Raw genomic sequence first — 12,522 nt, forward strand, 5'->3', positions numbered from 1 at the left:
ATTATAATCGATTTCTAAAGACTTCGTACATGAGGATAGCAGCTGCGACACTGGCATTGAGGCTCTGTACGTGACCATTCATAGGAATGGTGATCATCTCGTCTACTTGTTTCTTGATGTTGCTTGAGATACCTTTGCCTTCATTTCCGATGATGAGGGCGACTTTACCACTTGTATTCCATTTGTGGCAAGGAGTTCCATTCATATCAGTTCCAAAGGTCCAGAAGCCTTCATCCTTGAGTTTGTCCAAGGTTTGGCTGAGATTGGTCACGCGAGCGATAGGAACGTGTTCAATCGCACCTGTTGCTGTTTTTGCAACGACAGGAGTGACGCCGACAGCTCGGTGTTTGGGAATGATAACACCTGAAACATTGGTTGCATCCGCTGTTCTCAAGATAGAACCGAGATTATGTGGGTCCGTTAAACCATCAAGGATTAGTAGTAGTGGGTTTTCTTCCTGGCGTGTCTTAGCAAGAATTTGCTCGAGTTCAGTGTAGGCAAATTCAGAAACACGCAAGACAAAACCTTGGTGAACAGCTCCTTCAGTCATCTCAGAAAGTGATTTTTTAGAAGTCCAAGAAATGGATACTTTCTTTTCAGTAGCCAATTCCTTAACTTTTTCCACATTCTTTCCTCGTAAATCTTCCTGAAGGTAGAGTTTGTTTCCAGTATTTGCTAAAAGAGCTTCTGTGACGGCATGAACGCCATAGACAATATCGTTTGTTTTCATATCTTCATTATAACACAAAATCCCGTCTTGCAACGGGATTTTCTTTATTCAAGAATGAGCAAACCATCTTTAACTTCAAATGGGTCTTTTTCATTGATGCGATCGTAGAACATAATGCCATTTAAGTGGTCAATTTCGTGTTGAACTACAATAGAGTTATAGCCCTTAAGTTTGATGCGGTGCTTTTCTCCATCCTTATCAAAATAGTCGACAGTTACTCGAGCGTGGCGGATAACATAACCTGGAACAGCACGGTCAACAGATAAGCAACCTTCCCCTTCGCCTAGGGCAGCATCTTGGACTGAATGTGAGACGATTTTCGGATTGTACATGACAGCCTGTAAATCATAGGCTTCTTGAGGAGTCTCATCTTCCTCAGTGATATTTGGTACCAGTACGGCGATGATGCGTTTTGAGATATCCAGCTGTGGTGCAGCAAGCCCAACACCTCCACGTAGACCTAATTTTTCAGCCATAACAGGATCTTGCGAGTGTTTCAAAAATTGCATCATTTTTTCTCCAAGAATGATATCTTGGTCGCTCAAGGGGAAAGAGACCTCTTCGGCAACGGCACGAAGAGTAGGGTTCCCTTCGCGGATAATATCTTTCATATCGATTAAATGAGCAGCTTTGGTAATTCGTTCTATAGCAGACATATTCTTTCCTTTCCTTTCCTTCTATTACAATTACATGATAACACAAAACAGATGAGAAAGAAAGTCACAGAAGTTGCTAAAAAATAATATAATAAAAGGAAATACCAATTTGTCTGTGGTATAATAAGGTAAGGTGACTTGCATCAAAAAGTAGGGAGAAAAAATTTGGAACAACGTAGTAGAAAAAGAAAAAAAGGTCCTGTTCTACATGCTATTAGACATTCTGTTCGATTTTTCAGGAACTATAAGCAGTGGAACAATCGCACTTTTATTGTGGTCTTGTTAGCTTCGGTAGCTATCTTGATGATTTTTACTTTATTAGTGGAAGGAGTTCGAGGGATTTCTTTAAGCAGTAGTGATCCAAGTGCTGTGCAGAAAAAGTTAAATTCTCAGGAAAAGAATGCAGATACGGAGCAAGAAACAAGTGCGCGTATTATGGCAAATGGGGATTTGCTCTATCATATTCCGATTTATAGAACTGCTCTAAAAGAAGATGGGACTTATGATTTCCATGAAAATTTTGAGTATGTAAAACCATGGCTCAAGCAAGCAGACTTAGTCATTGGTGATTTTGAAGGAACTGTAAATAAAGACCATTATCTCGCAGGTTACCCCTTGTTTAATGCACCTGGTGAAGTCATGGATGCTATAAAGGATGCAGGTTATCAGGTCTTAGACTTGGCTCACAATCATATCTTGGATTCTCAGATTGAGGGAGTTTTTTCAACTGCAGATGCTATCGAAAAAGCTGGAATGACACCAATTGGTGTTTATACCCATGAACCACGAGAGAAAGCACCGATAGTTATCAAGGAAGTCAATGGAATTAAAATTGCCCTTTTAGCCTATTCTTATGGATTTAACGGCATTGAAGAATACATTTCTAAAGAAGACTATGATAATCATCTTTCTGACCTAAATGAAGACAAGATGAAGGCTGAAATTGAACGAGCAGAGAAAGAGGCGGATATTACGGTCATCATGCCTCAGATGGGAATTGAGTACCAATTGGAACCAACTGAAGAACAAAAGATTCTCTATCACAAGATGATTGATTGGGGAGCTGATATTATCTTTGGTGGTCATCCTCACGTAGTTGAGCCTGCTGAAACGGTTGAGAAAGATGGGGACAAGAAACTCATTATCTATTCTATGGGGAATTTCATCTCAAATCAGCGAATTGAGACTATGCAAGATGAGGAAAATGCAAAATGGACAGAACGTGGTGTTCTCATGGATGTGACCATTAAGAAAAAAGCAGGTAAGACTACGATTGAGACGGCTAAAGCACATCCCAGCTGGGTTAATAGGACACCAAAAGGAACTTATTCTCCAGAAGGCTATCCGCTCTATTTGTACCAGACCTACATTTTAGAAGATTTTATAGAGGGTGGGAAATACCGTAGTCAGTTAGATGAAGATACCAAGGAACGGATTGATACAGCCTATAAAGAAATGAACGAGCATGTAGGTTTGAAGTGGTAGTGACATTAAAAGAGGAGCAAGATGGATATTAAGATAATAGCGACGGATATGGATGGTACTTTGTTGGATCCTAAAGGACAACTGGACCTACCTCGACTAGAGAAAATTTTAGATCAGTTAGATCAACGTGGCGTTCGTTTTGTCATTGCAACGGGAAATGAAGTTCATCGAATGCGACAATTACTGGGACATCTAGCAGAAAGAGTAGTTCTTGTGGTTGCTAATGGTGCTCGTATATTCGAAAATGATCAATTGATTCAAGCTCAGACTTGGGCTGATACTATGGTTGATAGGGCTTTGGGCCATTTTAAAGGCAGAGAGTGTCAGGATCAGTTTGTCGTAACTGCTATGAATGGCGGTTTTGTCAAGGAAGGAACTGTCTTTACAGAACTTGATAAATTTATGACTCCGGAGATGATTGAGAAATTCTATCAACGGATGCACTTCGTCGATGAATTTGACTCTAAACTCTTCGGTGGTGTTCTCAAGATGAGTATGGTTGTTGGTGAAGAACGATCCGATTCGGTTTTACAGGAAATTAATGACTTGTTTAATGGTCATGTGCGAGCTGTTTCTAGCGGCTACGGCTGTATTGATATTTTACAAGATGGAATTCATAAGGCATGGGGCTTAGAGGAGTTGCTCAAGCGTTGGGAATTGAAACCAGAACAAATCATGGCTTTTGGAGACAGTGAAAATGACATCGAAATGTTAGAGTTGGCAGGAATTTCTTACGCGATGGAAAATGCTGAGGAGTCTGTTAAGGAAGTTGCGACAAAAGTGGCGCCAGCCAACAGTCAGGCAGGTGTTTACCAAGTTTTAGAAAACTGGCTAGAAGAAGGAGAATAACTTGGCAGTACAACTATTAGAGAACTGGCTCTTAAAAGAGCAAGAGAAAATCCAAACCAAGTATCGTGAACTCAATCAGATTTCTGTAATGGAACCAGATATCATTTTTATCGGGGATTCCATTATAGAGTATTATCCCTTGCAAGAATTATTGGGAACGTCAAAAACCATTGTGAACCGAGGGATTCGAGGCTACCAGACTGGACTTTTACAAGAAAATCTTGATGCCCATCTCTATGGCGATGCAGTGGATCAAATTGTGCTTTTGATTGGGACAAATGACATCGGAAAAGATGTTCCAATAAATGAAGCGCTAAACAATCTTGAGAGTGTGATTCAAACTATTTCACGCGACTATCCACTGTCACAGATAAAGCTAGTTTCAATCTTGCCGGTCAATGAGGGGGAGAATTTTAAACAGACAGTTTATATTCGTACCAATGAGAAAATCAATGCCTGGAACCAAGCCTATCAAGACCTTGCCTCTGCCTATATGCAGGTTGAATTTGTGCCTGTTTTTGAGAACTTACTCGATCAAGAGGGGCAACTCAAGGCAGACTATACAACGGATGGTCTTCATCTCAGTGTCGCTGGTTATCAAGCTTTATCAAATACTTTAAAAAAATATATTTTATAGATTCAGTATAGATGAACAAGATTTTTTATGATTAATATTTTTTGTAAAATAAATATGTTGCTAATATTATTAAAAAAATTCTTTCAATGCTAGCAATCTCATGTTAGTTGATGATACCATTCACTTGTCGGAGGATATACTAAATAATAGACCTTGAAAGTATAGTGAAGTGAAATAAAATCTGGATAAATTGATTAAGGAAGTCAAATCAATTTCTCGCAATGTTTTAGAAGTCACAGTGCACTATTCTGTATGCAATCTACTATCTGCTCTTCATTTGACAATTCGATACAATAAAAAGCTCCATAATATCTATAGGAATTTGCCTATTACAAATATTATCGAGCTTTTTTGGCTCTTTCCTACTATTTGTCAAGTCTATCAAGGTTTTAAGAATCAAATGAGACAAGACAGTAGCTGTTTTGAGGCTACTGTCATATTTTCAACAAAAATAAATCGTTTTCACTTGACAAAAATTGGTCTATACCATATAATAGAATAAAGAATATGGAGGACAAAATTATGAAAGTTATTCAAGTGGAAAATCCAATTGAAGGTGGAAAAGTTGCTTTTGATATCTTAAAAGAAAAATTGGAAAACGGTGCACAAACATTGGGACTTGCAACAGGAAGTAGCCCTCTGGAATTTTACCAACGAATCGTTGAGAGCGATCTTGATTTTTCAAATCTTACAAGTGTGAACTTGGATGAGTACGTAGGTCTTGATGGGGACAATCCTCAATCATACCGTTACTTTATGCAAGAAAATCTATTCAACAAGAAGCCATTTAAAGAAAGTTTCTTGCCACGTGGTGTCAAGGATAATGCAGAAGCAGAAGTAGAACGCTACAACCAAATTCTTGCTGACCATCCCGTTGACCTACAAATCTTAGGGATTGGCCGCAATGGTCATATTGGCTTTAATGAACCAGGCACACCATTTGATAGCCAAACTCACCTTGTAGAGCTAGATCAGTCTACAATCGAAGCTAACGCGCGCTTCTTTGAGAAGATTGAAGATGTTCCAACCCAAGCTATTTCAATGGGGATTAAGAACATTTTGGATGCTAAGTCCATCCTTCTATTTGCTTATGGTGAATCAAAAGCAGAAGCTATCGCTGGAACTGTTGAAGGCCCTGTGACAGAAAGTCTACCGGCAAGTAGCCTACAAAACCATCCAGATGTGACCATTATCGCAGATGCAGCAGCACTCAGCTTGTTAAAAAAATAAGATTTTAATCATTAAAAACCATTCGATCCTATGGATTGGGTGGTTTTTTGCTCTGAATATATTTCAAATATGATAAGGGTTGAAAATCAAAATTTTTTGTATTTTTTACATGAAGAAGACAAATTTGATTGTTCTTCACTTTCTGCTTTATGTCAGTATTTAGCAAAGCTGGAAGCTATTAGTTTAGGTCAAGTAAAGGATTTATATTTTATTCGAGAGCAAATACTGAAACATCTTGTTGATCACGTTGACAGCAAGGACTTATATACCATTTTTGATCTACCGTCAGATTATTGGGAGTACCTAGACCACATGGGGTTAGAAATTAAAAAATTAAGTGTTCGTTTAGAACAAACTTTAGAAGTGGAGAACTAGGCTAGATATAATGGTAAAATCTTATAAATTTTAAATTGAATGATTTGGGAGAATTTCATTTTTTTCTTGACAATTTTCTTTATTCCGTGTAAAATAGAATAGATCTTGAACTTGAAGGGAGTGAAAAAAATGTCTAAAACAGTAGTACGTAAGAATGAATCTCTTGACGATGCTCTTCGTCGTTTCAAACGTGCAGTTACTAAAGCTGGTACTCTTCAAGAAACACGCAAACGTGAATTCTATGAAAAACCTTCTGTAAAACGTAAACGTAAATCAGAAGCAGCTCGTAAACGTAAAAAATTCTAATTAATAAGAAAGGCTAGACTTGTCTAGTCTTTTTTGTTTTAAATAAATCCTATAAATCCTGCAAAATTCTGAAACTTCCTCCTACAATTTGATATAATAGAGGGAAGAACTTGATTGAAGGAGAAAATTATGTCGGTTTTAGTCAAAGAAGTGATTGATAAGCTCAGACTAGACATTGTCTATGGTGAGACTGAATTACTTGAAAAGAAAATCAATACTGCGGATATTACGCGACCAGGGCTTGAAATGACGGGGTATTTTGACTACTATACTCCAGAGCGGATTCAACTTTTGGGAATGAAAGAGTGGTCTTATCTGATTAGTATGTCTTCTCATAATCGCTACCAGGTTTTGAAAAAGATGTTTCAACCAGAAACACCTGCAGTTATTGTTGCGCGTGGTTTAGTAGTTCCAGAGGAAATGCTAAAGGCCGCTAGAGAATGTAAAATCGCTATTTTAACGAGTCGTACAGCAACAAGTCGTCTGTCTGGGGAATTGTCAAGTTACCTAGATTCTCGTTTGGCTGAGCGTGAAAGTGTACATGGTGTCTTGATGGATATCTATGGTATGGGTGTGCTCATTCAGGGTGACAGTGGTATTGGTAAGAGTGAGACAGGTTTAGAACTCGTGAAACGAGGACACCGTTTGGTAGCGGATGACCGTGTAGATATCTTTGCTAAGGATGAAATGACTCTCTGGGGTGAACCAGCTGAAATCTTGAAGCATTTACTTGAGATTCGTGGTGTTGGTATTATAGATGTGATGAGTCTTTATGGTGCCAGTGCAGTTAAGGATTCTTCACAAGTTCAGTTAGCTGTCTATCTAGAAAATTATGACACACAAAAGACTTTTGATCGCCTAGGCAATAATGCTGAAGAATTGGAGATTTCTGGAGTAGCCATTCCGCGTATCCGCATTCCTGTAAAAACAGGACGTAATATTTCTGTCGTTATCGAAGCAGCAGCGATGAATTATCGTGCTAAGGAAATGGGCTTTGATGCTACTCGACTATTTGAAGAAAGATTGACAAATCTGATTGCAAAGAACGAGGTGAAAAATGATTGATCCAATCGCTTTTCAAATTGGTCCTTTAGCTGTTAGATGGTATGCACTCTGCATCGTTTCAGGTCTTGTTTTAGCGGTATACCTTGCCAGTAAAGAAGCGCCTAAAAAGAAGATTTTATCTGATGATATTTTGGACTTCATCTTAATTGCCTTTCCTTTGTCAATCATTGGAGCTAGACTCTACTATGTTATTTTTAGATTTGATTATTATAGCCAACATCTGGGAGAGATTTTTGCTATTTGGAATGGTGGTCTTGCCATATACGGTGGTTTAATTACTGGCGCGATTGTACTCTATATCTTTGCTGATCGCAAATTAATCAATACTTGGGATTTCTTAGATATTGCAGCTCCTAGCGTCATGATTGCTCAGAGTCTAGGGCGTTGGGGAAACTTCTTTAACCAAGAAGCTTATGGAGCAGTCGTTGAAAATCTAGACTATTTACCTGGTTTTATTAAGAATCAGATGTATATTGATGGCTCATACCGCCAACCAACCTTCTTATACGAGTCTATCTGGAATCTGATCGGTTTTGCCTTGATTGTCATTTTTAGACGCCGATTAAAGAGTATCCGTCGTGGTCATATCACTGCCTTTTATCTAATTTGGTACGGATTTGGACGTATGATTATTGAGGGCATGCGTACGGATAGTCTCATGTTCTTTGGACTCCGAGTATCTCAGTGGTTGTCTGCCCTATTGTTTGGCCTTGGTATTTATATCATCTTTTATCAAAATCGGAAAAAAGCACCATTTTATAATGTAAAAAAGGAGAATTAAAATGTTAGAAGTGGCTTATATTATTGTGGCAATTGCCTTGGTTGTATTTTTAGTTTATCTGATTATTACCCTTCAAAAAGTTGGTCGTGTAATTGATGAAACTGAAAAAACTGTTAAAACTTTAACATCAGATGTAGATGTAACTCTTCATCAAACAAATGAATTGCTTACAAAGGTCAATGTTCTGGTTGATGATATCAACGTTAAAGTGGCAACGATTGCCCCCCTCTTTACAGCAGTGGCTGATTTGTCTGTTTCTGTATCAGACCTTAATGATCAAGCGCGTGTTTTGAGTAAAAAGGCATCATCTGCTGGTTCAAAAACCTTGAAGACTGGCGCAAGTCTGTCAGCTCTTCGTCTTGCAAGTAAATTTTTCAAAAAATAAAAAAGGAGTAAGCTAATGAGTAAACTATCATCTATCTTTCTTGGAACTGTTTCAGGTGTTGCTGCAGCCTTGTTTCTAACAAGTGACAAAGGAAAACAAGTTAGAAGCCAAGCACAAGAATTTTTAGAAGATCTAAAAGAAGATCCTGAGTATGCTAAAGAGCAGGTTTGTGAAAAATTAACGGATGTCAAAGAACAAACCAAAGAATTTGTTCTTAAAACAAAAGAGCAGATTGAATCTGGGGAAATTACTCTTGACACTGTTCTTGATAAAGCAAAATATCATGCTCAACAAGCGACTGAAGCTTCAAAAGAAACCTTGAATCATTTTAAATCACAACTGGAAGAGAAAGTAGTTGTGGAAGAAAAAGAAAATGGTCAAGAAATTGTCATCGAGCTTCAAGAAAATTAACATAGAATCACCATTTCTTGGTTTTCTAGAGAATCAAGAATGGTGATTTTTTTCCTTTAATGAACTCTTTGTGATATAATGGCAGTATAGAAAGTGCAATATTTAGATTTCTTTCTTAATTTACTGAAATTTTAACAGCAAGTTATTGATCTTCATATGGATGGGGAAATGTACCTAGATGATAAAAGAGAAAAAGATAACCTTGTTATTTTTTACAGAGTTGTTTGGAAGTCTAAAATTAGCGGTTCTGTCCGTAATCTAAATAACACGCCTGATTAACAGGGGGACTGGGTTTAGCTATTACAACAAATAGTTATTTAAAGATTGAAAGGATTTAAAATGTGATGTATTAAAGTAGAGTAAACTTCCTAAATTTTAGGAAAATAAAAAAGTATGATTTTGTTAACAGAAAATGTTGACACCTTCTATATTATATATAGAAATGATAGTTAAAAAGGAATTGGGTAACATGAAAGATATCTTTAATAAACGCCAACGTTTTTCGATTCGAAAGTTTTCTGTTGGAGTGGCATCTGTACTAATAGGGGTTTCCTTATTTGCTCCAACTCAAGGAGTCTTAGCTTCTACGGAAAATAATAATGATAATAATACAGGGATAGAAGTTAATTCTGAAACTGACAATTCACTGCCGACTGTGGAGATCAAAGAAGAAGTTCAAAGTATCTCAGAACATCGAAACAATGCTTCTTCTGAGATAGATGCTAAAGAGATTTCAACAGTAGCTACAAAAGAGACAGTTCTAGATACTTCCGGTGGTAAGGAAAATATCAATTCGACGGCAACTACTTTGGTGGCTGGTGAAGACAGATCAAGTGCTCCAGAGGTTAGAGCAGCATCAAATCCTACTGAGATTAAAAAATATGAATTGACTGAGGAAGATGCTAAAAAAATCAAAGCAGGAATAATCGGTTCAGAAGGTGATCAACTTGATAGTTTATTAGTTAATGGTCCCAAGTTAAATCCAGAAGGTTATACAGATGATGATTACTTGAAGGATAAAGAAGAGCTTTATATTTATGAAAAAAATGGGAAAAAGTATGTAGGTTATAATAGCCATCCGCTACTAGAGGATACTGATGGTGATGGTATTATTGACAGTGACGAAAAGTCAGATGAAAAATTAAAATGGAATGTAAGTGAACGTGATATGATTATGTTCATGGAATTGTCCTACCGTGACGATAAGTACATTGACAGAGTACTGGATCATAAGACACCTTTAACAGAAGCAGAGTTATACAAAAAGAAAGGTGAAAGTAAACCACGCTATGAATATATGATGATGAATAGGGAATTGGGACCTTATTGGAAAAGAAAGAAAAGTTATCATACATCCAGTGGACTTGATGCTGTATTATTTGAGACTAAGAGCGATTTCTTATATTTACCAAATGGAACTGCCCAGGTACTAGCATTTCGTGGGACTAGTGATTCTAAAGATATAGGTGCTGATATAACACTTGGAACAGGGAGTAATCCTAAACAGGCGATAGAAGCAGAAGAAATTATGCGTGAATTAGCTAAGGATAAGAGTATCACCAACCTTTATCTAACAGGACATTCTCTGGGAGGATATTTAGTACAACGGGCAATGGTTGAAGCCTATCAGTTGGCATATTCTGACAGCAGAGTCATGTCTACTAAAGAACAGCTGGCTTATAGAAACTTTTATAATAATGTATTAAAAAAAGGAACAACATTTAATGCTCCAAAAGTGAGGACAGGTCTTCTCTCATCATCTGCGTTTTGGCAAAAAGGTTTAGATAGTAAAAAAATAGCTAAGTCAGGTAAACTGACCCATTATATAGTTAATAACGATTCTACTATAGGAAAAAGTGTCAGTAATGATAGTGATGTTGTTATAAATGTTGGGGATACAAAAGGAGGGCATAGTTCCCGTTCTTATTTTGAAAATGATATGATTAATAGGGAACCGAAATTCATATCAGGAAAACGTGTTTCTTTAGATGGGATAGGTTTTCAAAATCCTAAGATTACTACAGCCAAGTCTCTAGAAAAAGTTGGAGAAACTGTTGTATATAGCAAACTCGGAAATGACATCATTAAGTCAACAACTGTTAGTATCAAGGATCCTGATACAGGACAGATTACTAAAAATGCACTTGATCAAGTGTTCAAGGAAAATGGTGCGAAGGACAAAGTAGAAACAACAGAAATCCCATCACCTAAGAAATACGTGAAAGATGATACACGCGAAAAAGGACAAGCTAATGTTGAAGTACCTGGAAAAATCGGGAAACAGACGGTAACAACAACTTATAGTGTAAATCCTAAAACTGGAGTTCTTATTGAACATGTAGGACAACCAGTAGTTAAGCAACCGGCAACAGAAACAGTTGTCAAAGTCGCAGCCAAGGATGAAGTAGAATACATTAAAAAAGGAGACGACGTTGTTAAGAAGACAACAAGCTACACAGTAGACCCCAAAATTGGCAGTCTTACTTCGGCTGAGAAGGAAGAAGTAGTCAATAGAGGTGGCGCGAGGGATATAGTTGAGTATAATTCAGTTGAACCCAAACCAGTTTATTTAAAAGATGAGAACAGTCCAAAAGGTACTGTTACCGTTCAATTTCCAGGGAAAGCAGGACAAACTAAAGTCACCACAACATATAGCGTAAACCCAGTAAATGGAACCCTAACTCCATCAAAAGGCAAACCAGAAGTCGTAACTATACCAATAGCTAGAGTTGTAAAAGTGGGAGCTAAGGACAAAGTAGTAGAAACACCGATTGAACCTGAAGTAGAATACGTTAAAGATGTTGAAAAAGACTTCGGTACAACATCTCAGCGTACTGAGGGTAAAAAAGGTAAAACAGTTACTACAACTACTTACGATGTAGATTCAAACGACGGTCATATCACAGAACACGTTGGTACCCCAGTTGTCACCCCGGCAGGTAAGACAATCGTTAAAGTTGGTGCGAAAACTAAGGTTGAACAATCTAAAGATTCTGAAGGTCGTGATGTGATTGATACCACTACCTATGAAGTTGATTCAAAAACAGGTAAGGTAACTCCAACAACAGTTCGAACTTATGGGAAAACGAAAGCACCAACGGTTGTGAAGAGAGTAGTACCGTCTCCAGTAGTTTATGAAAAAGATGGTACAAAAGAAAAAGGTACAACCCCAACTACTGTTAAAGGTGAAGATGGTGAAGACACTATCACAACAACTTACACTGTGGATCCTAATACTGGAAAGATTACAGCAAGTGAAGGTAAACCAGTTCGTACGAAAGCACCAACGAATACTATTGTCAAAGTTCCAGCGAAGGATAAAGTAGAAACAACAGAAATTCCATCACCTAAGAAATATGTAAAAGATGATACACGCGACAAAGATCAACCAAATGTGGAAGAAGCAGGCCAAGCAGGTTCAAGCACTACCACAACAACATATGGTGTTGATTCTACTACAGGCGCTATTACAGAAACAGTAGGAAAACCAGTAGTAGTAAATCCAACAGCAACAATTGTCAAAGTCGCAGCGAAGGACAAAGTGGAGACAACCGAACTCCCATCACCTAAGAAATATGTGAAAGATGATACACGCGACAAAGATCAACCAAA

At 37.7% G+C, this 12,522-nt stretch carries 13 protein-coding genes; 11 read left to right on the plus strand and 2 right to left on the minus strand.

Going from position 1 to position 12,522, the window contains the following annotated elements; genetic code table 11:
* Window position 1: 1 nt before the first annotated feature.
* Together rlmB and def are read right to left on the minus strand one after the other, a co-directional pair.
* The gene (rlmB, locus tag QM928_RS03120; protein ID WP_248034622.1) at window positions 2-730 is read right to left on the minus strand and encodes a 23S rRNA (guanosine(2251)-2'-O)-methyltransferase RlmB; all 729 of its coding nucleotides are present in this window, start codon (window positions 728-730) and stop codon (window positions 2-4) included.
* Window positions 731-774: 44 nt separating this feature from the next.
* Window positions 775-1,386, minus strand: a complete 612-nt coding sequence (gene def / locus QM928_RS03125) for a peptide deformylase (protein ID WP_075231800.1) — start codon at window positions 1,384-1,386, stop codon at window positions 775-777.
* A gap of 165 nt (window positions 1,387-1,551) precedes the next feature.
* Between def and QM928_RS03130 the strand changes: the two genes are divergently transcribed.
* The 11 genes from QM928_RS03130 to QM928_RS03180 all read left to right on the plus strand — a co-directional run.
* Window positions 1,552-2,871, plus strand: coding sequence for a CapA family protein (locus tag QM928_RS03130; RefSeq protein ID WP_075231801.1), 1,320 nt, complete (start codon window positions 1,552-1,554; stop codon window positions 2,869-2,871).
* 21 nt (window positions 2,872-2,892) lie between these two features.
* A complete protein-coding gene (locus tag QM928_RS03135; protein ID WP_414294351.1) occupies window positions 2,893-3,720 on the plus strand; it encodes a Cof-type HAD-IIB family hydrolase in 828 nt (275 codons plus the stop codon).
* A gap of 1 nt (window position 3,721) precedes the next feature.
* The gene (locus tag QM928_RS03140) at window positions 3,722-4,357 is read left to right on the plus strand and encodes an SGNH/GDSL hydrolase family protein (protein ID WP_075231803.1); all 636 of its coding nucleotides are present in this window, start codon (window positions 3,722-3,724) and stop codon (window positions 4,355-4,357) included.
* Window positions 4,358-4,879: 522 nt separating this feature from the next.
* Window positions 4,880-5,587, plus strand: a complete 708-nt coding sequence (locus QM928_RS03145; RefSeq protein WP_049508421.1) for a glucosamine-6-phosphate deaminase — start codon at window positions 4,880-4,882, stop codon at window positions 5,585-5,587.
* Between the two features lie 30 nt (window positions 5,588-5,617).
* Window positions 5,618-5,962 carry a hypothetical protein gene (locus QM928_RS03150; protein ID WP_315940860.1) on the plus strand — a complete coding sequence of 115 codons (345 nt, stop codon included), beginning with the start codon at window positions 5,618-5,620 and terminating at the stop codon, window positions 5,960-5,962.
* A 129-nt stretch (window positions 5,963-6,091) separates the two neighbouring features.
* Entirely contained in the window at window positions 6,092-6,268 is a 177-nt protein-coding gene (gene rpsU, locus QM928_RS03155) for a 30S ribosomal protein S21 (protein ID WP_000048054.1), read from the plus strand.
* Between the two features lie 129 nt (window positions 6,269-6,397).
* Window positions 6,398-7,333: an HPr(Ser) kinase/phosphatase gene (hprK, locus tag QM928_RS03160; RefSeq protein WP_075231805.1), complete on the plus strand. Its 936-nt coding sequence runs from the start codon at window positions 6,398-6,400 to the stop codon at window positions 7,331-7,333.
* On the plus strand, window positions 7,326-8,114 hold the full coding sequence (gene lgt, locus QM928_RS03165) for a prolipoprotein diacylglyceryl transferase (RefSeq protein WP_414294350.1): 789 nt from the start codon (window positions 7,326-7,328) through the stop codon (window positions 8,112-8,114). Before hprK ends, lgt begins: the two co-directional genes overlap by 8 nt.
* A 1-nt stretch (window position 8,115) precedes the next feature.
* Window positions 8,116-8,499 (plus strand): DUF948 domain-containing protein, encoded by a 384-nt coding sequence (locus QM928_RS03170; protein WP_049548283.1) that lies wholly within the window; start codon window positions 8,116-8,118, stop codon window positions 8,497-8,499.
* Between the two features lie 15 nt (window positions 8,500-8,514).
* A complete protein-coding gene (locus QM928_RS03175) occupies window positions 8,515-8,910 on the plus strand; it encodes a YtxH domain-containing protein (protein WP_414294349.1) in 396 nt (131 codons plus the stop codon).
* Between the two features lie 469 nt (window positions 8,911-9,379).
* Window positions 9,380-12,522, plus strand: a 3,143-nt coding sequence (locus QM928_RS03180; RefSeq protein WP_414321987.1) for a G5 domain-containing protein, incomplete at its 3' end; no start/stop codon positions are given.

The sequence above is a fragment of the Streptococcus infantis genome, assembly GCF_047460405.1.
Lineage (GTDB): Bacteria > Bacillota > Bacilli > Lactobacillales > Streptococcaceae > Streptococcus > Streptococcus infantis_Q.

What these genes read in the sequence shown, in the direction of transcription:
- rlmB (WP_248034622.1), bottom strand. Translation starts at nt 730, where the DNA reads ATGAAAACAAACGATATTGTCTATGGCGTTCATGCCGTCACAGAAGCT.
- def (WP_075231800.1), bottom strand. Translation starts at nt 1,386, where the DNA reads ATGTCTGCTATAGAACGAATTACCAAAGCTGCTCATTTAATCGATATG.
- QM928_RS03135 (WP_414294351.1), top strand. Translation starts at nt 2,893, where the DNA reads ATGGATATTAAGATAATAGCGACGGATATGGATGGTACTTTGTTGGAT.
- QM928_RS03145 (WP_049508421.1), top strand. Translation starts at nt 4,880, where the DNA reads ATGAAAGTTATTCAAGTGGAAAATCCAATTGAAGGTGGAAAAGTTGCT.
- QM928_RS03150 (WP_315940860.1), top strand. Translation starts at nt 5,618, where the DNA reads ATGGATTGGGTGGTTTTTTGCTCTGAATATATTTCAAATATGATAAGG.
- rpsU (WP_000048054.1), top strand. Translation starts at nt 6,092, where the DNA reads ATGTCTAAAACAGTAGTACGTAAGAATGAATCTCTTGACGATGCTCTT.
- hprK (WP_075231805.1), top strand. Translation starts at nt 6,398, where the DNA reads ATGTCGGTTTTAGTCAAAGAAGTGATTGATAAGCTCAGACTAGACATT.
- lgt (WP_414294350.1), top strand. Translation starts at nt 7,326, where the DNA reads ATGATTGATCCAATCGCTTTTCAAATTGGTCCTTTAGCTGTTAGATGG.
- QM928_RS03170 (WP_049548283.1), top strand. Translation starts at nt 8,116, where the DNA reads ATGTTAGAAGTGGCTTATATTATTGTGGCAATTGCCTTGGTTGTATTT.
- QM928_RS03175 (WP_414294349.1), top strand. Translation starts at nt 8,515, where the DNA reads ATGAGTAAACTATCATCTATCTTTCTTGGAACTGTTTCAGGTGTTGCT.